The organism is Streptomyces sp. MMG1121, assembly GCF_001280015.1.
Classification (GTDB): Bacteria; Actinomycetota; Actinomycetes; order Streptomycetales; family Streptomycetaceae; genus Streptomyces.
This window is the reverse complement of record NZ_LGDV01000085.1, coordinates 208,899-231,554: the sequence shown is the minus strand read 5'-3', so window position 1 is coordinate 231,554 and position 22,656 is coordinate 208,899. Positions and strand designations below refer to the sequence as shown.

General features: G+C 73.0%; 12 protein-coding genes and 1 pseudogene. 10 read left to right on the top strand and 3 right to left on the bottom strand.

The genetic code is table 11. The annotated features are described in order from the left end of the window. Positions 1-41 precede the first annotated feature (41 nt). Complete coding sequence (locus ADK64_RS09540) at positions 42-953, bottom strand: PD40 domain-containing protein (protein WP_078992570.1); 912 nt, start codon at positions 951-953, stop codon at positions 42-44. Between the two features lie 157 nt (positions 954-1,110). Between ADK64_RS09540 and ADK64_RS09535 the strand changes: the two genes are divergently transcribed. The 3 genes from ADK64_RS09535 to ADK64_RS09525 all read left to right on the top strand — a co-directional run bounded on the left by ADK64_RS09535 (position 1,111) and on the right by ADK64_RS09525 (position 4,763). Continuing rightward, positions 1,111-2,148: an alpha/beta hydrolase gene (locus tag ADK64_RS09535; protein ID WP_053657020.1), complete on the top strand. Its 1,038-nt coding sequence runs from the start codon at positions 1,111-1,113 to the stop codon at positions 2,146-2,148. 22 nt (positions 2,149-2,170) lie between these two features. Beyond that, positions 2,171-3,001, top strand: coding sequence for a M55 family metallopeptidase (locus ADK64_RS09530; protein WP_053657018.1), 831 nt, complete (start codon positions 2,171-2,173; stop codon positions 2,999-3,001). Between the two features lie 64 nt (positions 3,002-3,065). Continuing rightward, positions 3,066-4,763, top strand: a complete 1,698-nt coding sequence (locus tag ADK64_RS09525) for a DUF885 domain-containing protein (protein ID WP_053657016.1) — start codon at positions 3,066-3,068, stop codon at positions 4,761-4,763. A gap of 426 nt (positions 4,764-5,189) precedes the next feature. Here the strand turns inward: ADK64_RS09525 and ADK64_RS09520 are convergent, their stop codons facing one another. Beyond that, positions 5,190-13,226 carry a type I polyketide synthase gene (locus ADK64_RS09520; protein WP_234384509.1) on the bottom strand — a complete coding sequence of 2,679 codons (8,037 nt, stop codon included), beginning with the start codon at positions 13,224-13,226 and terminating at the stop codon, positions 5,190-5,192. Positions 13,227-13,400: 174 nt separating this feature from the next. Here ADK64_RS09520 and ADK64_RS09515 point away from each other — a divergent pair, with 174 nt between their 5' ends. The 3 genes and pseudogenes from ADK64_RS09515 (at position 13,401) to ADK64_RS09510 (ending at position 15,098) form a co-directional block, all read left to right on the top strand. Then, positions 13,401-13,778 carry a (2Fe-2S) ferredoxin domain-containing protein gene (locus ADK64_RS09515; protein WP_199829550.1) on the top strand — a complete coding sequence of 126 codons (378 nt, stop codon included), beginning with the start codon at positions 13,401-13,403 and terminating at the stop codon, positions 13,776-13,778. Next, positions 13,756-14,037: pseudogene (locus ADK64_RS48370) on the top strand (acyl-CoA dehydrogenase family protein); the annotation flags it as partial. The gene ADK64_RS09515 and the pseudogene ADK64_RS48370, both read left to right, overlap by 23 nt. After that, complete coding sequence (locus ADK64_RS09510; protein WP_053657012.1) at positions 14,034-15,098, top strand: enoyl-CoA hydratase/isomerase family protein; 1,065 nt, start codon at positions 14,034-14,036, stop codon at positions 15,096-15,098. The pseudogene ADK64_RS48370 and the gene ADK64_RS09510, both read left to right, overlap by 4 nt. 182 nt (positions 15,099-15,280) lie before the next feature. Here the strand turns inward: ADK64_RS09510 and ADK64_RS09505 are convergent, their stop codons facing one another. Further along, the gene (locus ADK64_RS09505; protein ID WP_199829549.1) at positions 15,281-16,525 is read right to left on the bottom strand and encodes a glycoside hydrolase family 88 protein; all 1,245 of its coding nucleotides are present in this window, start codon (positions 16,523-16,525) and stop codon (positions 15,281-15,283) included. A gap of 255 nt (positions 16,526-16,780) precedes the next feature. On the opposite strand from ADK64_RS09505, the gene ADK64_RS09500 reads away from it, so the two are divergent. From ADK64_RS09500 to ADK64_RS09485, 4 genes are all read left to right on the top strand, one after another. Further along, on the top strand, positions 16,781-17,476 hold the full coding sequence (locus ADK64_RS09500) for a hypothetical protein (RefSeq protein ID WP_159046205.1): 696 nt from the start codon (positions 16,781-16,783) through the stop codon (positions 17,474-17,476). 98 nt (positions 17,477-17,574) lie between these two features. Continuing rightward, positions 17,575-18,516, top strand: coding sequence for an ABC transporter ATP-binding protein (locus tag ADK64_RS09495; protein ID WP_053657008.1), 942 nt, complete (start codon positions 17,575-17,577; stop codon positions 18,514-18,516). Then, positions 18,513-19,880, top strand: coding sequence for an ABC transporter permease (locus ADK64_RS09490; protein WP_053657006.1), 1,368 nt, complete (start codon positions 18,513-18,515; stop codon positions 19,878-19,880). Before ADK64_RS09495 ends, ADK64_RS09490 begins: the two co-directional genes overlap by 4 nt. Before the next feature lie 4 nt (positions 19,881-19,884). Continuing rightward, entirely contained in the window at positions 19,885-22,641 is a 2,757-nt protein-coding gene (locus ADK64_RS09485) for an alkaline phosphatase family protein (protein ID WP_053657004.1), read from the top strand. The last annotated feature ends 15 nt before the right edge of the window (positions 22,642-22,656 follow it).

The window sequence follows — 22,656 nt, the reverse complement described above, 5'->3', positions numbered from 1 at the left end:
TCCGCGACCCGGACCCGCCCGGCCCGCCCGGTCGGCCGACGTCAGGGGCGGTACGCCGCCAGGCCCACCGTCGACGTGACCTTGGTGGGGTGGCCGGTGCCGTTCGCCGGCAGGGTCACCGTGCCGGACGGGGTGCGCACCGCGAGGGTCTTGCCGTCGGGGGACCAGGCCGGCTCGGTGTAGTCGGTGGTCGCGTGCGGCGTGAGGTCCTTGACGCGGTTGCCGTGCATGAAGTCCTCGACGAGGACGTGGTCGTGGCCGGCGACCGAGCGCACGAAGACGACTTCCTCGTCGTTCGGGGACAGCGCGGGCTCGGAGCCCTGGGTGAGCTTGCCGCCCTGCTGGCGCGTGTAGTCGTCACGGATGTACACGGCACCGGTGTCGACGTTGGCGTAGACCGAACTGCCGTAGTGGCCGCCCACGTTGGGCCACACGTTGCCGGTCTGCGGGATCGCCCCGCCCGGGCCCGGGTCGCCGTTCAGGGACAGCGTCTTCGGGGTGCCGTGGACGGCCTTGTCGGAGATGTACTTCAGGCGGGAGACGCCCTTGTCGCGGGCCGCGAAGATGAGATTGTCCTTGGCCGGGATGCCGGTCTGGGAGTCCTTCGCGGTCACCTGCCAGGTGGGGTGCGACCAGTTCTGGTTGCCCGGGTTCTTGGCGACGACGACACGGTGGCTGCCGTCCGGGTTGGCGATGTCCAGGTTTCCGGAGCCGTCGATGAAGGCGGCCTTCGCGCCGTTCGGGGACCAGGCGAGGTCACGGACGGTCACGCCGAAATTCACCCGGTGCCCGCCGATCAGCACGTACTTGGTGCCGTTGCTGACGGTCAGGGTCCCGTGCGAGGCGCTGGTGGCGGCCGCCGAGGCGGTGCCGGAGAGACCCAGCAGCGCGGTGCCGGTGACGGCCGCGGCCACGGCGATGGCTGCTGCGGTGGTGCGGGTTCGTGTAGTCATGGCTGAATCCCCCAGAAAAGTGGACAGGCAAGACAGAGCCTGACAGGTCACGATCATCGAACGGTCCGCTTGGTGTCACAGGGTCGTAACACGAATCAAGATCGCTTTGCGGGGCCCAGGTGCCGTGGCCGGTCCGGGCGGGTGATTGACTGCGGGCATGGATCTCGCGTCTGCGTCCGGGCCGGAGCCCGGCGCTGTCCCGGCGGCCTCGGACGCGCCCCCCTTCGACCCCGAGCTGAGCGTGGCGCTGGAGGCTCTGGGGGACGCGGTGAGGGAGCCGTTCACCCCGGAGAACCTGACCGCCCGGCAGGAGCGGGACGCCGCGGCCCGGCCCAGGCCGACCGTGGAGGCGCTACGGGCCGGCGGTCGCTTCGAGGTGGCGGAGCTGCGGGTGCCGGGAGGGCCGGGCAGTCCGGACGTCACGCTCGTGAGCGCCCGGCCCGCCGGGGTCGCCGGACCGCTGCCGCTGCTGTACTACATGCACGGCGGCGGCATGATCATGGGCAACGCCCGGTCCGTACTGCCGCAGCTGCTCCGCGCCTGGGCTGACCCGCTGGAGCTGGCCGTCATCTCCGTCGAGTACCGGTTGGCGCCCCGGACGCGGTACCCCGGACCGCTGGAGGACTGCTACGCCGGACTCGTCTGGGCGGTCGAGAACGCGGCGGCGCTGGGCATCGACGCCGGCCGTGTCATCGTCGGCGGCAAGAGCGCCGGCGCCGGACTCGCCGCGGCACTCGCCCTGCTCACCCGTGACCGCGGCGGGCCGGCCCCGGTCGGGCAACTGCTCATCTGCCCCATGCTCGACGACCGCGACGACACCTTCTCCAGCCGCCAGATGGCAGGCGTCGACCTCTGGGACCGCACCTCCAACGCGACCGCGTGGCAAGCCCTGTTGGGCGACCGGTACGGCGCCGCGGACCTGCCGCCCTACGCGGCGCCCGCCCGCGCCACCGATCTCTCGCGGCTCCCTCCGGCCTACATCGAGGTCGGTTCGGCCGAGACCTTCCGGGACGAGGACGTCGCCTACGCGAACGCCCTGTGGCAGGCCGGCGGCCAGGCCGAACTACACGTGTGGCCCGGTGCCTTCCACGGCTTCGACACCTTCGCCCCGCAGGCGGCCCTCAGCCGGGACGCCCGCGACGCCCGCACCCGCTGGCTCAGGCGCATCCTCGGGACCGGACACAGCGAGAACTGATCAAGAGCGAGGAGCACGCACGGTGCGGATCTACCTGAGCGTGGACATGGAAGGCATCACCGGCCTCGTGGACGCCGACGACGTCCAGCCCGGCGGCCGTGACTACGAACGTGGACGGCGGATGATGGCCCAGGACGTCAACGCCGCCGTCCGGGGCGCCGTCGCGTCCGGTGCCACCGACATCCTCGTCAACGACGCGCACGGCCCCATGCGCAACCTCCTGCCCGAGGACCTGGACCCCGCGGCCCGCCTCATCCGTGGCAAGCCCAAGCAGATGGGCATGCTCGAAGGCCTCACGCCCGAGCACGACGCCATGGTCTGCGTCGGCTACCACTCCCGGGCCGGCGCGCTCGGAGTGCTCAGCCACAGCTTTATGGGCCACGAGATCGAGGACATGTGGCTGGACGGCCGCCCGGTCGGCGAGATCGGGCTCGCCCACGCCACCGCGGCGGCCATCGGCGTTCCCCTGGTGGTCCTCACCGGCGACGACCGCGCCTGCGCGGAGACGGCCGAGTGGGACGCCGCAGTCACCACCGTGCCCGTGAAGTACGCCCGGGGCCGCTTCGCGGCCGAGCTGCGCCCCGCCGAGGAGGCGCGCACGGCCATCGAGGAGGCGGTCGCCGCCGCCCTCCGCGCCCCCCGGCCCGCCCTCGCGCCCCCGGCCGACCCGGCCACTCTCACGGTCCGCTGGCAGTCGGCCTCGGTGGCCGCCCTCCTGCCCGGAATCCCGGGCGTCACCTCGACGGACAGCCGGACCGTCCAGGCACAGGGCACACTGCCCAGCCTCTACCGGCAGTTCTACATATGGATGCGGGTGGCGGCCTCCCTGACCAACCAGCCGCCGTACTGCTGAGCGCCCCGGCCGAATCGGAACACGCCCTGCTGACACGGTCCATGACGGTAGGCCAGCATGAGGCATGACCGACGAACCGAGCACTCCGCGCCGTATCGCCGACGACCACGTCGCGCGGGTCGCCGCCCTCGACCCCATGATCTCGACCCGGCTCGGCCTGCACCCCGAGGACGACCGGCAGCCGGATCTGTCCCCGGAGGGCTTCGAGGCACTCGCCGACGTGGCCCGGCGCACACTCTCCGCCCTCGACGCCTGCGAGCGGTACGCCGAGAAGCACGGCACGGTGTTCGAGGACACCGAGCGCAACTGCGCCCGGCTCCTGCGGGAACGGCTGACCGCCGAACTCGCCCAGCACGAGGCGGGCGACCAGTTCCGCCAACTGCGCAACGTCAACTCGCCCCTGCACAGGGTGCGTTCCATCTTCACCCTGATGCCCACCGACACCGACGAGGACTGGGCGGCCGTGGCGGGGCGGCTGCGCAATCTGCCCGCCGCCCTCGACGGCTACCGCGCGACCCTGGCCGAGGGCATCACCCGCGGGCTGCTGTGCGCGCCCCGCCAGGTGCACGCCGTCAGCGGGCAACTCGCCGCCTGGACCGGCCAGGACGGCGGCGGAGCGAGCTGGTTCGCCACGTTCGTGGCCGGTGCGCCGGAGCGCCTCAGGCCCGAGCTGGACGCCGCCGCCGACCGGGCGACGACCGCTGCGGCCGCCTTCCGCGACTGGCTGCGGGCCGGCTACCTGCCCGCCGCGGACGGCACCCCGGACGCCGTCGGCAGCGAACGCTATCTGCGCGCGGCACGCGGGTCCACCGGAGCCGCCCTGGACCCGGCCGAGGCCTACACCTGGGCCTGGGAGGAGTTCCACCGCACATACGCCGAGATGGGAACCGAGGCCGGGCGTATCCTGCCGGGCGCCACCGTCCGCGAGACCATGGACCATCTCAACCGGCACGGCCACGCCATCACGGGCGAGGAGAACATCCGCGCCTGGCTCCAGCAGATCATGGACGAGGCGATCGACGCCCTCGACGGCACCCACTTCGACATCTCCGGCCCGATCCGCCGCGTCGAGACGCGCATCGCGCCCCCGGGCAGCTCGGGCGCCCCCTACTACACCGGCCCCAGCCTCGACTTCAGCCGCCCCGGCTACACCAACCTGCCCACGCTCGGCCAACACACCTTCCCCACCTGGGAGATCGTCAGCACCTGGTACCACGAGGGCGTGCCGGGGCACCACTTGCAGACCGCGCGCTGGACCGCCGCCGTGGACCGGCTGAGCCGGTACCAGATCAGCCTCGGCGCCGTCAGCGCCGACAAGGAGGGCTGGGCCCTGTACGCCGAGCGTCTGATGGACGAGCTGGGATTCCTCACGGACCCCGCTCGCCGCCTCGGCTACCTGGACAAACAGATGCTCCGGATCATCCGCGTGATCGTCGACATCGGTATGCACCTGGAGCTGGCCATCCCCGCCGACTCCGGCTTCCACCCGGGCGAACGCTGGACCCCGGACCTCGCCACCGCCTTCATGGCCGCCCACCACGGCAGCGACACCGCCCGCCGCACCAGCGAGATCGACCGCTACCTCGGCTGGCCCGGACAGGCCATCGGCTACAAGCTGGGCGAGCGCGCCTGGCTCCAGGGCCGCGAAGCCTCCCGACGCCGACTCGGTGCCGACTTCGACCTGCGAACCTGGCACACGAAGGCCCTCACCCTGGGCTCACTCGGCCTCGCGGACCTGGCCGACACCCTCGCATCGCTGTAGGGACCGGCGTGCGACGCAGGGCCGTCACGCGCGCCCCGCCGACGTGGCCGTGGATCCGGCTGGTGTGGCCGCAGGCGTCGATGACGAACCGGGAGCGTGCCGTGCGCGGGGTCCCCCGGTCGGTGCACTCGACACCGCGCACCCGCCCGCCCTCGGGTTCGGGCGGACGGGGCGTCATGGAGAAGGAGAACTGGCAGGGCTTGGGGGCACGGCCCCAGCGCAGCGTCCCGCCGCGTTTGAGGGTGAAGGGGACTCGCCGATCCGGTACCTGGGGAAGGTCTCCCGCTCCAGCAGCAGCACCCGGTGTCCTCGCAGGGCCACCGCCGTCGCGGCGGTCGAACCGGCGGCCCGCCGCCCACCGCGGCGAGATCGTGGTCCGACGTCATTCGAGGTCTCCTGTCCTCATGTCCGGTCACCCGTCTGCGGTCACCTGGTCAGCCAGGCGCGGATCGCCTCGGCCGTGCTGTCCGCGTCGCGGTGGAGCGCCGAGTAGTGGTCGCCGGGGACGTCCGCGCTGTCGTGCGCGGGCGGCCAGTGCGGCCGCCAGTCGGCGTCGGGGGCGATCCGCAGCATGTGCGGGGTGGGGCGGCCGCGGAGCAGCAGGGTCGGGACCGGCGACGGCTCGGGCCGCCAGTTCTCCAGGACGCGGACGTAGCCGCCACCCGTGATCAGCAACGAGTCGTCCAGCTCGTCGACGTCGTCGTCCGGCAGGTCGGCACCGGCGGCGATCAGCGCCAGCCCGCGCGGGTCGTCGCGGCGCAGCAGGCCCGCATGGGAGTCGATCAGGATCACGCCGGCCGGAGGCTGCCCGCTCCGCGCGAGCTGCTGGGCCACGGCATGCGCGACCGCGCCGCCCGCGCAGTAGCCGACGAGGACGGGGGCCGCCGTGGTGGGCAGAGCACGCACGGTGTCGGCGTGCGTCCGCGCCAGCGTGTCCATGCTGTCCGGGACGGCCCGTTGCCGCCCTCCGAACCCGGGATGTTCGAGCAGGAACAGATCGCGTTCGCCGTCGAACCGCTCGGCCAGCGCGGCGGGGACGCGGTGGCGCGGCGTGAGGTAGTCCGGGAGGTACACCAGCGGCGTGCCGTCACCGTGGGCGAGCCTGACCGGCGGGAGCGCATGCCGGGCACGTTCGGCGGCGGAGTAGGCGGGCAGGGCGTACGACGCGAGGAAGCGCAGCCCCATCGCCTCCAAGGGCCCCTTCTCGCACAGCACTCGGTGGTAGAGCGGGCTGAACCGGTACGAGGCCGGTGCGGCGCCGGAATCGGTGTCGGCCCCCCTCGCTGCCGCCTCCTCCCACGCAGGCCCGCCCGCGTCGATCAGCGCGGTGTGGACGTGCGCCGCCAGTCCGGCCGGGGTGGGGTGCTCCAGCACGACGGTCGCGGACAGCCGGACCTGGGTGAACGCACTGAGCCGGTTGCGCAGTTGTACGGCCGTCAGGGAGTCGAAGCCCAGCTCCGTGAAGGCGCGGTCGGTGGGAAGCGCGGCCGGGTCCGGGAAGCCCAGGACCGCGGCCACCTCGGCGAGGATCAACTCGGCCAGCACGGCCTCGCGTTCGGGCGCGGCGACGGCGGCGAGCCGCTCGCGCCATGCGCCGGGCGGCTGCCCGACGGCCACGGCGGCCGGTACGGCGGTGGGGGCACCCTCGGTGGCGGCCGCGGGCCGTGGCAGCAGGTCGGCGAGGGCGGGCGGCGGGACCGGGGCGTCGCCCGCTGCCGCGAGGTCCAGCGGGATCGGCACCAGCACCGGTGCCGGTACGCGCATCGCCCTGTCGAGCAGAGCGATGCCCTCCTGCTCGGTGACGGGCAGGACGCCGCCGCCGGCGAGGCGGTCGGGCGCGACGCGGCCCGCCATCCCCGCGTCGCCCGCGGTGGACCACGGCCCCCAGGCCAGTGCCTGCGCGGGCAGCCCCTGGGCCACCCGGTGCCGGGCGAGCGCGTCGAGGAATCCGTTCGCGGCCGCGTAGTTGGACTGCCCGGGCCGGCCGAGTACGCCGGCGGCCGAGGAGTACAGCACGAAGGCGGACAGGCCGAGATCCCGCGTCGCCTCGTGCAGGTGCCAGGCACCGTCCGCCTTCGGCCCGAGCACGGTCGCGAGCCGCTCGGCGGTCATGGCGTCCACCACGCCGTCGTCCACGACCCCGGCCAGATGGAAGACGGCGGTCAGCGCCGGCCGGCAGGACCTGACCACGGCGTCGACGGCCGCGCGGACACGCACGTCGCAGGCCGCCACGCGCACCACGGCCGGTACGTCGTGCGCCCAGTCCGGTACCCGGCCGCCGCGGCTGAGCAACAGCAGGTGCCGGACACCGCGTTCGACGGTCAGATACCGCGCCAGGCTCGCGCCGAGCGCGCCCGTGCCGCCGGTGATCAGCACCGTCCCCGCGGGGTCCAGGGCGGGCGGTTCGGCGCTGGGCGGATCCGCGGGCGCGAGCCGGGGCACCACGGGGACACCGTCGCGCAGGGCGACCTCGGGTTCACCACACCGCAGAGCGGTCTCGACCGCTTCCACTGGCACGGAACCTCCCCGTCGGTCGACCAGCACGATCCGGCCGGGGTGCTCGGACTGGGCGCTGCGTACGAGCCCGGCGACCGCGGCCTCGGCGGGGTCGGGATCGTCGCCGGTGGCGTTGTGCGTGAGCACCAGCAGACAGCCCGGCCGCGCGTCGGAGGTCCAGTCGCGCACCCGCTCCAGTACGGCCGTGAGCAGCCCGCGCACGCGGTCGGGCACCGGGGTGTCGTCCGGCAGGGCAGCGGCGAGACCGGCCACGTCGAACACCTCGTGCTCGGGGACGGTGCCGTGGACCGGAGTCGTGGGCCGCCACGTGACCTGGTACGTCTCGGTGGCCGCCCCAGGCGCCGTCGTCGGGATCGCGCGGGTGACCACGGACTCCACGGCGGCGAGGGGGCGGCCGGCCAGGTCGGTGAGGGCGACCCCGAACTCGTCCGGGCCGAGGCGCCGTACCACGGCGCGCGCGGCGCAGGCGCCGGGTGCGTACACCGTCACGCCGGTGCAGGCGAGCGGGACCCGGGGCTCGGCCGCCCGGCCGCCCGGTGCCCCGGCCAGCAGCGCGCAGTGCAGCGCCGCGTCGAACAGGGCGGGGTGCAGGGTGTATGAGCCGGCGGTCGCCGCCTCCTCCGGTGGCAGGGACAGTTCGGCGAAGACATCGCCGTCCCGGCGCCACAGCGCGGTCACCGCGCGGAAGGCGGGCCCGTAACGCAGACCGCCGCACGCGGCGAGACGCTCGTAGTCGACCGGGATCCGCTCGGCGCCGGCGGGCGGCCACACCCCGGGCGGCGCATCGGTGGGAGCCGCTTGCGCCGCGGTGATCCTCGCGGTGGCGTGCCGGGTCCACGGTCCCGAGGTGTCGGCCGTGCGGGCCCAGACGGTGACCGGGCGGTCGCCGGTGTCCTCCGGTGCCCCGGCCACCACCTGTACCAGAGTCTGCTCCGTCGGGGAGAGCACGAGCGGCTCGTGGAAGGCCAGTTCGGCGAGCCGGACGGCGCCGGGCGCACCGGTGGCCCGGCAGGCCAGTTCGGCGAAGAGGGTGGCGGGCACCAGCACCCGGCCGCCGATCATGTGGTCGGCGAGCCAGGGGCGGCGGGTCGTGGACAGGACGGCGGTGTGCCGGATCCTGGGCCCGTCGGCGTCGGGCTGCGGCTGCCCCAGCAGCGGATGCCCGGCCGGAGCCGGGTGCCGGACCGCGTCGATCCAGTAGCGCCGACGCTGGAAGGGATAGGTGGGCAGCGCGCGTCGCCGGGCGCCCCTGCCGGCGTACACCGACGGCCAGTCGACCGGCACCCCGTGCACATGCAGCGCGGCGAGCGCCTCAAGTGCCGTGCGTGCGCGGTCACATGACGCGAACACCGCGCCCGCGTCCGGCGCCACGCACTCCTCGGCCGCCAAGCCGAGCGCGGCGGAGGGACCGGCCTCGACGAACGCCGTGACACCCTCGTCCGCCAACCGCCCGACGGCGTCGGCGAATCGGACCGTCTCGCGTGCCTGCCGTACCCAGTGGTCGGCGGTGGCGAGCGCGTCCGGCTCGGCGCGGCCGGTGAGCGTGGAGACCACCGGGACGGACGGGCGGTGGTAGGTCACCGACTCGGCGACCGCGCGGTACTCGGCCAGCATCGGGTCCAGCAGCGGCGAGTGGAAGGCGTGGCTCACGCGCAGCCGTCGGGCCGGCCGGCCCAGGTCGGCGGCCAGCGCCGTCACCGCGTCCGCGTCGCCGGAGAGGACGACCGACGCCGGACCGTTGACCGCCGCGACCGCCACCCGCGCGGACTCCGCGTCGAGTCGGCGGGTCACCTCGGAGAGCGACGCACGGACGGCGATCATCGCCCCGCCGGGCGGCAGGGCCGCCATCAGCCGGCCACGGGCGGCGACCAGTCGTACCGCGTCGGCGCGCGAGAACACACCGGCGATGTGCGCGGCGGCCAGTTCGCCGATGGAGTGACCGGCCAGGTAGTCCGGTCGTACGCCGACGTCTGCGAGCAGGGCGTGCAGGGCGACCTCGAAGGCGAACAGGGCGGGCTGCGCATGGTCGGTCCGGTGCAGCAGGCTGTCGTCCGGGGCGTCGACCACCTCCAGCAGGGGCCGGTCGAGCCAGGGCGTGAACTCCTCGCACAGGCGCTTGAACGCCGCGTCGAAGACGGGGAACGCGGCGCGCAGTTCGCGGCCCATACCGGACCGTTGGCCGCCCTGGCCCGCGCAGAGCAGAGCCACCTTCGGCCGGGTCCGCGCGATGCCGCGCAGCGGTGACGGCCCGTCGACGCCCTCGGCCAGTTGCCGCAGCCCGGCGAGCAGGCCCTCGGGGTCCGCGGCCAGGACGGCCGCCCGGTGGGAGAGCGGGGCCCGGGTGGTCGCCAGCGAGTACGCGGCATCCAGCGCGGCGGGCTCGCCGGTCACGTCGGCCAACGCGACCGCCAGCCGGGCGGCCTGGGCACGCAGCCCGGCCGCGTCACCGCCACCGACCAGCCAGGGCATGAGTGGCAGGCGGCCCGCAGCCCCGGCCCCGGCACCGGCACCGGTGCCCGGACCCGCTACGGCGTCCGGAACCCGGTCGGGTCCGATGCCGCCACCCGCGTCGGATGCGGGCCGGTGGGCACCGCCCTCTCCGCCATCCGTGTCCGGTGCGGGCTGGTGGGCTTTGCCTCCTCGGTCGCCTGTGTTCGGTGCGGGGCGGTGGGTACGGTCTGCTTGGTCACCGGTGTGTGGTGCGGGCCGGTGGGTTTCGCCTCCTCCGTCGCCCGTGTTCCGTCCGGGCCGGTGGGCATCGATCCCTCCGTCGCTCGCGTCCGCTCCCCGCCCCTGAGTACCACCGCCTTCGCCACCCGCACCGGCTCCCCCGTCGCTGTCCGCCGCCTCCTCGATGATCACGTGCGCGTTCGTTCCGCCGATGCCGAAGGACGAGATCGCCGCGCGGCGCGGCCGGTCGCGGCGTGGCCAGGGGCGGGCGCGGTCGAGCAGTCGTACCGCGCCGGCCGACCAGTCGACGTGCGGGGACGGCCGCTGCGCGTACAGCGAGGCGGGGAGTTCGCCGTGGCGCATCGCCTCGATCATCTTGATCAGGCCCGCCACACCCGCTGCGGCCTGGGTGTGCCCGAGGTTCGACTTGACCGAGCCCAGCCACAGCGGGTCGGCCGGATCGCGGTCCTGTCCGTAGGTCGCGAGCAGCGCGCCGGCCTCGACCGGGTCGCCCAGGGCGGTTCCCGTGCCGTGTCCCTCGACCGCGTCGACCTCGGCCGCCCGCAGCCCCGCGTCGGCCAGGGCCAGCCGGATCAGGTCCCGCTGCGCCGTACCGCTGGGTGCGGTGAGGCCGTTCGACGCGCCGTCCGAGTTGACGGCGGACCCGCGCAGCACGGCCAGCACCGGATGCCCGTTGCGCCGGGCGTCCGACAGCCTCTCCAGCAGTACCAGACCGACGCCCTCGCCCCAGGCCGTGCCGTCCGCGCCCGCGGCGAACGACCTGCACCGGCCGTCCGGTGACAGACCGCGCAGGCGGCTGAACGCGATGAACGGCTGCGGGCTCGACAGCACCGTCACCCCGCCGGCCAGCGCCAGCGTGCACTCGCCGGCCCGCAGCGACTTGGCGGCCAGGTCCAGCGCGACCAGCGAGGACGAACAGGCCGTGTCCAAAGTCAGCACCGGCCCGCGCAGCCCCAGGACGTAGGCGATACGTCCGGACGCCACACTGGCCGACGATCCGATGCCGATGTGCGACTCCAGTTCGTGCGGCGAGACCCCGGTGCCGTAACCGACGTGCATCAGACCGACGAATACCCCGGTGCTGGTGCCGCGCAGCGCCGGTGCCGCGATGCCCGCGCGTTCCAGCGTCTCCCAGGCGACCTCCAGCAGCAGCCGCTGCTGGGGGTCGGTGGCCAGGGCCTCGCGGGGTGACATGCCGAAGAACAGCGGGTCGAAGTCCGCCACGTTGTCGAGGAACCCGCCACGACGCACGTACGTCGTGCCGAGCCGGTCGGGATCGGGATGGTGGAGCGAGGAGAGGTCCCAGCCCCGGTCGGTGGGGAACTCGCCGGTGGCGTCGGTTCCTTCGGCCACCAGGCGCCAGAGGTCCTCGGCCGACTCCACCCCGCCCGGATAACGGCAGCCGACGGCCACGATCGCCACCGGCTCGGCGTCCGGACCGTGCCGCGGTACCGCCGTGGGGGGCGCCGGTGTCCCGTGCAGCCGGGCGTCCAGGTGGGCGGCGACGGCGCCGGGGTTCGGATGGTCCCAGACCAGTGTCGCCGGCAGCCGCAGCCCGGTGCGCAGGCTGAGCCGGTGCCACAGGGTCATCGCGTCCATGGAGGTCAGACCCAGGTCGGCGAACGCCGTACCGGGGTCCGCGGCCGCGCCCCGGATCGCCGTGGTCTCCGCGCACACCAGGTCGGTCAGCGCGGCCCGCCGCTCGCCGGGCGTCAGACCGGTCAGCCGCGCGAGCGCCCGCTCGGCCGGACGCCCGGCCAGCGCCTCGCGCAACAGGGCCCGGCGTGGCTTGCCCGCCGCGGTGCGCGGAACGGCCGGGGTGAACAGGACGTCCTCGGGCACCTTGGGCGCGGACAGCACCGCGGCGCAGGCCCGCAGCAGTTGCGCCGGATCGAGGCCCTGCCGCGCGGGCACCACGAACGCCACCGGCACCTCGCCGAGCAGCGGATGGGCCCGCCCCACCACGGCCGCGTCCCGCACCCCGGGCAGAGCGCGCAGCACGTGCTCGACCTCGGCCGGGTCGACGTTCTCGCCGCCGCGCACGATACGGTCGTTCACCCGGCCGGTGACGGTCAGACAGCCGTGCTCACCGAGCCGTCCCAGGTCACCGGTGCGGTACCAGCCCTCGCGCAGGGCCTCGGCGGTCTCCTCGGGCCGGCGGTGGTAGCCGAGCATGACGCCGGGGCCGCGTACCCAGATCTCGCCCTCGGCCGTGTCCCGCCCGGTTCCGGGATCGACGAGCCGGACCTCCGTCCCGGGCAGCGGCGTCCCGCTGCTACCGTGCACCCTCGGCCCGTCGGGCGACTCCATGGCGATCTTTCCGCAGGTCTCGGTGCTGCCGTACCCGTCCAGGAGCGGGGCACCGAACCGCGCCGCGACCCGCTCGCGCAGGTCCGGGTCGCTGGGCGCGCCGGCGGTGACACAGAACCGCAGCGAGGGCACCGCGCCCAGGCCGGCGTCGAGCAGCTGCCGGTAGGTGAGGGGCACACCGCCCAGGACGGTGGGCGCGAACTCGGCCACCAGCCGTACCAGTGCGGCCGGTTCGGAGGACGCGGTGATCCGGGCGCTCGCCCCGGCCACGGTGGTGCCGAGGACGCAGAGCGAATGGGCGTAGGCGTGCGCGAGCGGCAGCGGCCACAGCATCCGGTCCGTCGCCGAGAGCCCGAGCCGGGGCAGATAGCAGGCGACCGGGGACCAGAGCGCGGACCGCTGACTGGAGACGGCGGCCCTGGGGGTGCCGGAGGTGCCGGACGTGTAGAGCAGCCAGGCCGGATCGTCCAGGCCGAGGTCGTCGCGGGGCGCGGACGACGCTACGGCCGCCAGGGCCTCGAAGCTCGCGGCGCCCTCCGGCAGCGGGCCCTCGCCGGTCACCACCAGCCGCACCGGCCGTCCGGCCGTCAGCGGGGCGAGCCGCGGCAGATTCCGCCGGTCGGTGACGAGCACGGCAGGGGCGCAGTCGGCCAGCGACCGGGCGAGTTCGGCATCGGTGCCGCGAGAACCCAGCGGGGCACCGACCGCGGCGGCCCGGACCGTGGCGAGCAGCCCCTCGACCAGCTCCACGCTGTTGTCCAGGCAGAAGGCCACCGTGGCCCCTCGGTCCACCTCCAGCCGGGCCGCCAATCCGGCGGTCCTGCGCTCCAGTCCGGTCCAGCTCACCGCGCGCCGGTCGTCGGCGAACGCGAGCCCGTCGCCATGACGCCGCGAGTTCTCGGCGAGCAACTCCGGTACGGGCCGTGTCTCGAACGCCCCAGCCACACCCACCAGGCTCCCCCCTCGCTCCAACACCCTTACTCCGTAGGCCTGTTGGTCAGCGTACGGCTCGCACGGTCGCGTCGGCGTCAACGGCTCGGAGGGGTCCCGGTCCGGGAAGTGAAATGATGATCGCCAGTGGACGCCGGGGCGGATCTCCCCGGGAGGGGAGAGGACGGCATGGGCGAGCGGCGGAGTGGGAGCGCGGGGTCCGGGCCGGCGCCGTGCCGGGTCATCGTGTGCCGGGACTGCTGCTGCGGCAGCCCCAAGGTGATCGGGGTCGACCATGCGGCACAGACCGCGCGGCTGCGCGCCGAGGTGCCGGTGCGCATCTCCGACTGTCTCGACGTGTGCGACCAGGCCAACGTCATCGTCGTACAACCCTCCGCGCCCGCCCGTGCCGCCGGCGCGCGGCCGGTCTGGCTGGGGCTGGTCAACGATGCGGACGCGACCGAGGACATCATCGCCTGGGTACGGGCGGGCGGCCCGGGCCGTGCCGACATGCCGGACATCCTCGACCTGTACGCCTTCACGCCGCCGCGGCGCCGCACGGTGTGATCGGTTCGACGCACGCCCACTGGACCTACGCGGGCGGCACGCCGCGGCTGCCCGCCGACCGGCCCCGGGGCCGCGAGGATCGAGGGTGTCCGCGCCGGCCGCCGCACGCGCCCTCCCACTGCGCGGCGGCTACGGCCGCTTGAGCGAGCAGGGCATCGAGAAGATCGTCCGCGACCTGCGGGCGCACCGGATCCTGGAAGGAACGAACGAGATCATGCGCGTCATCGTGGCCCGCGGCCTGACGGAGGCACTGGGATGACCGGCAGCGAGGCACCCGTCCTGCTGCACACGGCCGGACGGGCCGCCCACATCACCCTCAACCGGCCCAGGGCGATCAACGCCCTCAACCACGAGATGGTGCGCCGTATCGACCGGGCACTGACCGGCTGGGAGCACGACCCGGCGATCGACACCGTGGTCATCGCCGGCGCCGGGGAGCGCGGCCTGTGCGCGGGCGGCGACATCCGGACCATCCACGACGACGCCCGCGACGGCGACGGCACCGCCTCGGCGGCGTTCTGGCGCGACGAGTACCGCCTCAACGCCCGTATCGCCCGCTACCCCAAGCCGTACGTCGCCCTCATGGACGGCATCGTGATGGGCGGCGGGGTCGGCGTCTCCGCGCACGGCAGCGTCCGGATCGTCACCGAGCGTTCGCGCATCGCGATGCCCGAGACCGGCATCGGCTTCGTCCCGGACGTGGGCGGCACCCGTCTGCTCGCCCTCGCCCCGGGCGAGCTGGGCACCCACCTCGCGCTGACCGGCGCCCAGATCGGCGCCGGTGACGCCCTGCTGTGCGGGCTCGCCGACCACTACGTACCCTCCGCCTTCCTCCGGGACTTCGTGGACGACCTGGCCGTAGGGTCCGTGCACCGCGCCCTCGCGCACCACGTACAGCCGCCGCCGCGGGGCGAGTTGGCCGGGCACCGGGAATGGATCGACGCCTGCTACGGCGCCGGCACGGTCGAGGAGATCGTCCAGCGGCTGTTCGCCCACGGTGACCCGAGCGCCAAGGAGGCGGCCGAGACCCTGCTCGCCAAGTCGCCCACCGCGCTGAAGGTCACCCTGGCGGCGGTGCGCCGCGCCCGGCTCCTCGGCTCGCTGGAGCGGGTGCTGGACCAGGAGTACCGCGTCTCCTGCGCCGCCCTGAGCACGCCCGACCTGGTGGAGGGCATCCGTGCCCAGGTCATCGACAAGGACCGCAGTCCCCACTGGTCCCCGGCGACCCTGACCGAGGTCACCGATGCCGACGTGGACCGCTTCTTCGCCCCGCTGGGCGAGCGCGAACTCGGGCTCGCCGGAGCCGACACCGGCCCGTAGGCGGCCTGGCCAAGGAGGCTGAGGGACGCACGTGCCCCTGGGGAGGCTCACCCCATGAGCAGCATGTCCGCGCCTGCGCACGCCTCGGCTGCCCCCAGCGCGCCGCCCCGGCCGTCGGGCATCCACTGCGGATCGACCAGAACGCCGGCACGTTCGTGCCGTATCCGGTGAGGTGTCGGTCCTCAGTGCATGGTGCGGGCGACTGTGCTCGACAGGTCGACGGCCCGGTCGACGTCCTTCGGCTGCAACACGCGCAGGATGCCTTCCAGCAGGTAGTAGTCGGCGTAGGGCAGGGAGACCTCGATCCCGTCCTCGGCCGGGCGGTTGCGGGTGCACCGGGCGACTATCGCGTCCGCGCGGGTCGACTTGCGGGTCAGGCAGGTCTCCGACAGCGCGGTGAGGATCCGTATCGCGACCCGCCGGTACTCGGGTCTGCCGGCCGCGGCGGCCAGGTCGAGCAGACCGCAGGCCGTGACCGCGCCCGCCGACGCGTCCTTGATGTCGTAGGGCTGTTGCGGTGCGAGGTAGTCCCAGACGGGCACATGGTCCGACGTCAGCGCTCCCACCGCGAAGTCGGCGAGTTCGCGGGCCGTGGCCAGGAACGGTTCGTGACCGGTACGGCGGTACATCGTGGTGAAGCCGTAGATGCCCCAGGCCTGTCCGCGGGACCAGCAGGAGGAGGGGCTGTAGCCCTGTACCGTGTTCGGCCCGATCGGTGCTCCGGTGTCGGGGTCGAAATCGAAGACGTGCGGGGTCGAGCCGTCCGGGCGCGGAAAGTACCGCCGCGCGGTCCTGGCGTGCTCCACGGCGACGTTCAGGTACTTCTCGTCGCCGGTCCGCCGGCTCGCGAAGGCCAGCAGGTCGAGGTTCATCATCGTGTCCATGATGACCCGGCCCGCGTTCTGCGGCGTGTCCAGCGCGCCCCAGGCCCGGATGAAGCGGCCGTGCGGGTTGTAGCGCTGGATCAGCGAGTCGGCCGCCTGTACGGCGCCCGTGCTCCAGCTGTCGTCGCCGGTCAGGCGCCAGGCGGTGGCCCAGGACGGGTAGAAGAGGAAGCCGAGGTCGTGGGTGGTGGTGTCGAACCGGCGGGGAGCGAGCTTGCGGGCCGAGTCGAGCGCCAGCGTCCGGAACGCCTCGTCCCCGCTGCGGAGATACGCCATCCACAGGGTCCCCGGCCAGAATCCGCCCACCCAGTCGCCGTTCTGGGAGACGACCCACTTCTCGAACTTCGTGCTGACGGGAAATCCGCTCACCCCCGGCGCCACGGCCCGCAACTTCGTCACCGCGTAGTCGGCGGCCGCACCGAGCACACGGGCTACCGGCCCCGGCTGCTGCCCGGAGGACGTGTCCGCGGCCTGTGCCGGAGCGGCGGCGGTCGCCGTGGCACCGGCTGCCACGGCGAGCACGGTACGCCGGGAGATGGTCATGGATGGCCTCCAACTCAGCGATGTGGCACCGATGTTGGGCGAGTCTGGTACGACGGACGGCGGTGCGTACACCCATGTGTGCCAAGTTCATGCATGTGAACGCGAGCTTGCGATCACCCCTCTCCCGCTACACTCGCCGATGATCATGCAAGCTGTGACTCGGGGGAGTGTGCGATGGTCGGCGCGTGGCGGAACCGCACGGGAGACGGGCCCAGGAGCCGGAACTATCTGAAAGCGCATCATGCCGCCCGGGCGGTGTTCCATCCCGCCTGGATACCCGAGCCGCTCGACCCCTCCGTCGAGCAGCTCAAGCGGATCCGTGTCGCCGCCGGAACCGTGGCCGCGGTCGGTGTCTACACCTTCGTCGAAGGCGGCTTCGCCTTTTCGGAGATGTTGCAGAACCTGCTGGTCGCCTCGGGTGTGCTGCTCCTCGTCACCCCGCTCACGGTCGGGATCATGCTCTGGATCTGGCGGCGCGGCGGCAGCCTCCGACCGCTGCGGCCCGCGCTGCTGAAGGCGCTCGGACTGCTGCTGACCTTCGTCGGCTCGGTGGTGGCGACCGTACTGCTGCTCCAGAACAACACCGCACTGGGCGGCGGCCTCCTGGTCATCCCGCTCGGATTCCTGGCCCTGTGGCTGGTCTGGTTCGTGGGCGCCGGCGCGCTGCGGGTCACGGGCAACTTCTTCGGTACGGCCGCGGTGCACCGCTGTCTGCCGCCCCTGCTCGCCATCGTCACGACCTGGCTGATGGCCCTGCCCGATCTCCTCACCGGAGATCTGCACGGCCTCGGACTCAGGCTCGGCATCCTGTTCATCCTCGGCGCCCCGGTGACGGTCACGGCCATCGCGCTGTTCGAAATGGCCCGCCTCAAACGGGATCACGCCATCCGGCTCACCACCCACCCGTCGCTGTCCCCGTCACGGAACCCGTACAACGGCCCCTACGCGTAAGCCCGTTGGCTCACGTTCCCCTGGCGTTCAACTGGCGACTCCTGTCACTGTTGTGTGCCGTCCTTAACCTCCTTGAGGCTTTTCGAAAGAAGGGGCTCATGGACTCACTCCTCGCGATCCGGGCTCGCGGCATCACCAAGTGTTTCGGCGAGGTCGTCGCACTCGACGGCATCGACCTGGATGTGACGCAGGGTCAGATCCACGGCCTGGTAGGACCGAACGGCGCGGGCAAGACGACGTTGCTCGGGCTGCTGCTCGGCCTTGCCGTCGCCGACAGCGGGAGCCTGGAGATCCTCGGCACGCCGGTCGGGCGGGCGTTCGCCGCTCCGGACGGTGTCGCCGGGTTCGTGGACGGGCCGGGCCTCTACCCTTCGCTCACCGCACGGCAGAATCTCGCCGCGCTGGCCGCGCTCCGCGGTCAGGACACCAAGGCGGCGGGCATCGACGACGTGCTCGACCAGGTCGGGCTCACCGATGTCGCCGACGACAAGGCCCGTGGCTTCTCGCTGGGCATGCGCCAACGGCTCGGGCTCGCCGCCGCCCTGCTCACCAAGCCCCGACTGCTCGTGCTGGACGAGCCGTCCAACGGCCTCGACCCGGCCGGCAAGAGGCACGTACACGGCGTCCTCACCCGGCTCGCGGCGCAGGGCACCGGCGTCGTGCTGTCGAGCCACCGCATGGACGACCTGGAGGCGCTCTGCTCCGAAGTCACCATCATCGCCACCGGGCGGGTCGTCTTCTCCGGTCCGCTGGGCAAACTGGCCGCCGAGAACCGCGAACTCGACTACCGCCTGGTCACCTCCGACCCCCAGGCCGCCCGCCGGCTGGCCGCCGACGTGCCCGGGATCCGCACGGTCGACGGCGTCGGAGCGCGCCAGGGCGCCGAGGCACTCGTCGTCCGCGCACTGGTGCCCGACCTGGACGCACTCGTGACGCGACTCGTCCGCGCGGACATCGCCCTGCGCGAACTCGCCCCCGTGGTGTCCCCATTGGAGGCCGCGTTCCTCGCCCTGACCGAGCAGCAGGAGGCCGGCCGATGACCGCGACCGTCGTCGCCCCCGGACACGAGGCCGGCACCGCCCGCGTGTCCGTGGCCCGCGGCTACCGCTTCGAACTGGTCAAGCTCGTCTCGCAGTGGCGGATCCGGCTGCTGGTCCTCGCCTGCTGGATCGCGCCGGCACTGTTCGTCGGGGGAGTCAGCCAGCAGAGCACGCTGCCCTCCGACACCCTCTTCGGACGCTGGATGCTCGCCACGGGCTGGGCCGGCCCCCTGGTGATCCTCGGCTTCTCGGGCACCTGGGCCCTCCCGCTGCTGACCTCCGTGGTCGCCGGTGACGTGTTCGCCTCCGAGGACCGGCTGGGCACCTGGCGGCACCTGCTCGTGGCGGTCCGCTCGCCCCGGCGCATCTTCGCGGCGAAGGCGCTGGCGAGTCTCACCGTGATCCTGCTGCTCGTGGTCGGGCTGGCCGGTTCGAGTACGGTCGGCGGGCTCGTCGCGGTCGGCAACCATCCGCTGGTCGGGCTCGACGGCCGTCTGCTCTCCCCGGGAGACGCCGCGGGCAGGGTCCTGCTCGCCTGGGCCTGCGTGCTCGCCCCGACCCTGGCCCTCGCCGGGATCGGCCTCCTCGGATCCGTCGTGCTGGGGCGGTCCCCGATGGGACTGCTGCTGCCCGCGGTCGTCGCCCTCGCGATGCAGCTCGCCCAGATGCTGCCGCTGCCCGTCGCCGTACGACTCGCCCTGCCCAGTTGGGCGTTCATCGCCTGGAACGGCCTGTTCACCAGCCCGGCGGAGCACGGACAGCTCGTCATCGGCATCGTGGTCAGCCTGGTGTGGGCCGTGACCGCGACGGCGATCGCCCAGCTGCTCTTCCTGAGGCGCGACTTCACCAACGCGACCGACGACGGGTCGGCCCGCCGCGCGGTCACCGCCGGACTCCTGCCGCTCGCCGGGCTCGTCGCCGTCACGGTCGCGGTCGTCGCGGCGCTGACCGGGGCGAGTACGGGCTCCGGGATCCGGCAGGACAAGGTGCAGCACGCTCTCGCCAAGGAGTTCGCCCACCTCTATCGCCTACAGACCGCCCAGCTGAACCGGCCGGATGTCACCGAGGCACAGCTGAAGTCCACGGCGGCCTGCACCAAGGGCGACGTCAAGGACGACGCGCAGGGCGCGGGCAACGACTGGCGCTGTGTCGTCTCCTGGCAACTGCCCGGTGTCCAGGCGGCCACGGGGACGGCCGTCTACCAGCTCGACATCACCGCAGACGGGCGGTTCGTGGCCGACGGCGACGGGCCGAAGGAAGTGAACGGCTACTTCCTGGTGCGCACCCGCACCGGAGACGCACCGAACCCGCTCTGGCAGTTCGACGGCAATGTCGACCTGCTTCACGCCACCGCGAAGGGATGAATCCATGCAGGTTACTCGCCGCCGCCGCGGTGCCGAGGAGGGCCGGTCCGGCCCGCTCGGCAGACGCGTCGGCCGCCGGATACCGCTGATCACGGCAGGTCTCACCGCGTTCGCGCTCGTCGCCGCCGGCGCCGCATTCGCCTCGACGCGCCAGTTCGGCACCGACCAGGTCGGCCAGAGCACCGACCGGGGCCAGGTCATCTCCAGTGACCAGTACCTCGCCCCGTACGGCGACCGTCTCGTCATCGACAACGGCAAGATCATGTCCTCGTCCGTCAGTCCGGACGGCACCCATCTCGCCGCCTCGGTCACCGACGGCGGGATGGCCATGTCCATCGTGGACCTGAAGAACTGGAAGGTGCAGCAGCTCGTCGGCAACTCCGCGTCGGCGGACCTGCGCATCAGCGGCAACGACGTGGGCCAGGAGGGTCCGACGTACTCGCCCGACGGTTCACAGCTGTGGCTCGGCCAGACCGACGGCTACACGAAGTTCACCGTCAACGCGGACGGCACCGTCGCCGACCCGACGTCCGTCAAGATCCCGGCGGACGGCGCCAAGCACGCGCTCGTGGGTGCCGCGGTGTTCTCCTCCGACGGCTCCACCGTGTACTCCGCGGTCAACGGACAGAACCGGGTGGTCGCCCTCGACGCGGCGACCGGCGCCATCGAGCAGAGCTGGGCCGTGGGCAACGCCCCGCGCGACATGGTCCAGGTCGGCTCCAAGCTGTACGTCAGCAACGAGGGCGGGCGGCCGGCGAAGCCCGGCGACACCACGATCAACTCGTACAACACCCAGGTGCCGGCCGACCCGGTGACGGCGGCCACCACCACGGGCACGGTCAGCGTCATCGACCTGGCGAAGCCCGAGGCGGCCGTCTCCAGCATCGACGTCGGTCTGCATCCGACCGCCCTGTACGCCAAGGGGCGTGCGCTGTTCGTCACCAACACCGCCACCAACAACGTGTCCGTCATCGACACCGTCCGGAACAAGGTCGTCCAGACCATCGCGACCCAGCCGTGGCCCGAGGCGTCGGTGGGCTACGAGCCGGACGCGGTGACGCTCACCCACGACGGCCGGCTGCTGGTGACGCTCGGCCGCGCCAACGCGATCGCGGTCTACCGGTACACGAGCCCGCAGGAGCCGGTCAGTTACGTCGGCCTGCTGCCGACGGACTACTTCCCCGCGGAGATCGCGACCGTCGGCAACCAGGTGGTGGTCTCCAACACGCGCGGAATCGACGCCCGCAGGCCCACCACCAGCGCCGGACACGGCACCCACGACACCACGTCGAGCCTGACGCACTTCACGCTGCCGGACGACCGCACCATCCGGTCCCAGACGGCCAAGGTCTTCCGGCAGAACGGCTGGACCCCCGGTTCGGTCGAGCTGACCAAGGGCAGGAGCCACGCCAGGCCCGCGCCCGTTCCGGCACGCCTCGGCGACCCCTCGACGATCAAGCACGTCTTCCTGATCGTCAAGGAGAACCGGACCTACGACCAGCTCTTCGGCGACATGCCCCAGGGCAACGGCGACCCGTCGCTGGCGGAGTTCGGCGACAACGTGACGCCCAACCAGCACGCCCTGGCCGAGCAGTTCGGCCTGTACGACAACACGTACGACATCGGCACGAACTCCGCCGAGGGGCACAACTGGCTGATGCAGGCCGACAATCCGGAGTACACCGAGTCCTCGGCCGGTGAGTACGCCCGCAGCTACGACACCGAGGACGACGCCCTCGGTCACCAGCGGACCGGATTCCTGTGGACCGGCGCGCAGGCGGCCGGCAAGTCCGTGCGGGACTTCGGCGAGTTCCAGCAGTTCCTGACCAAGCCGTCGGACGCGAGCTGGCAGAACCTGTACTGCGACGCCAGGACCATGCGGTCGACCGGGCAGGACACCGACTACGACCTGGTCTCGTCCTCGCCGATCCCGTCGCTCAACGACGTGTCGGTGCACGGTTTCGCGAAGTTCGACACCAGCGTCCCGGACATCTACCGGACCGAGATCTGGAAGCGTGACTTCGAGAAGAACGGGCCGGCGAACCTGAACATGTTCTGGCTCTCCAGCGACCACACCGGCGGACCGGCGAACGCGGCCGCCCAGGTCGCCGACAACGACCTCGCGACCGGCCGGATCGTGGACGAGATCTCGCACAGCAAGTACTGGAAGGACTCGGCGATCTTCGTCGTCGAGGACGACTCCCAGGCCGGCCTCGACCACGTCGACGGCCACCGCGCCCCGATCCAGATCATCAGCCCCTGGGCCCGGCACGGCGTCGTCGACAGCCACTACTACTCGCAGATCACCATGATCCGCACCATCGAGCAGATCCTCGGGATCCACCCGATGAACCAGAAGGACAGCGCGGCCACCCCGATGACGGCGGCCTTCACGCGGCACGCGGACGACACGCCGTTCACCGCGCTGCCCAACCGGACCTCGCTGACCGCGGGTCTGAAGACCCCGCCGTCCTGCGGCGTGGACATCCCGGCGGCGCGGAATCCCAGCGCGGCCGCGCCTCCGACGGCGACGGTCCCGGCGGACATGCAGAAGCTCGCCGCCCAGTGGGACACCTGGACGTCGAAGCAGCGGCTGACCGGCACCGACGCCGTGCCCGACTACGCCAACCCCACGCAGATGAACCACTTCACGTGGTACCAGTCGCACGACTGGAAGAAGCCGTACCCCGGGGAGAAGAAGATCGTGGCCCCCGATGACGTGCCGGGAGCGTACATCCCGTCCGCGGAGAACGACGGCTGACGGCCCGATCCGGCA

Coding starts and splice junctions, on each gene's coding strand:
- ADK64_RS09540 (WP_078992570.1), bottom strand. CDS start 953: ATGACTACACGAACCCGCACCACCGCAGCAGCCATCGCCGTGGCCGCG.
- ADK64_RS09535 (WP_053657020.1), top strand. CDS start 1,111: ATGGATCTCGCGTCTGCGTCCGGGCCGGAGCCCGGCGCTGTCCCGGCG.
- ADK64_RS09525 (WP_053657016.1), top strand. CDS start 3,066: ATGACCGACGAACCGAGCACTCCGCGCCGTATCGCCGACGACCACGTC.
- ADK64_RS09515 (WP_199829550.1), top strand. CDS start 13,401: ATGGGCGAGCGGCGGAGTGGGAGCGCGGGGTCCGGGCCGGCGCCGTGC.
- ADK64_RS09510 (WP_053657012.1), top strand. CDS start 14,034: ATGACCGGCAGCGAGGCACCCGTCCTGCTGCACACGGCCGGACGGGCC.
- ADK64_RS09505 (WP_199829549.1), bottom strand. CDS start 16,525: ATGACCATCTCCCGGCGTACCGTGCTCGCCGTGGCAGCCGGTGCCACG.
- ADK64_RS09495 (WP_053657008.1), top strand. CDS start 17,575: ATGGACTCACTCCTCGCGATCCGGGCTCGCGGCATCACCAAGTGTTTC.
- ADK64_RS09490 (WP_053657006.1), top strand. CDS start 18,513: ATGACCGCGACCGTCGTCGCCCCCGGACACGAGGCCGGCACCGCCCGC.
- ADK64_RS09485 (WP_053657004.1), top strand. CDS start 19,885: ATGCAGGTTACTCGCCGCCGCCGCGGTGCCGAGGAGGGCCGGTCCGGC.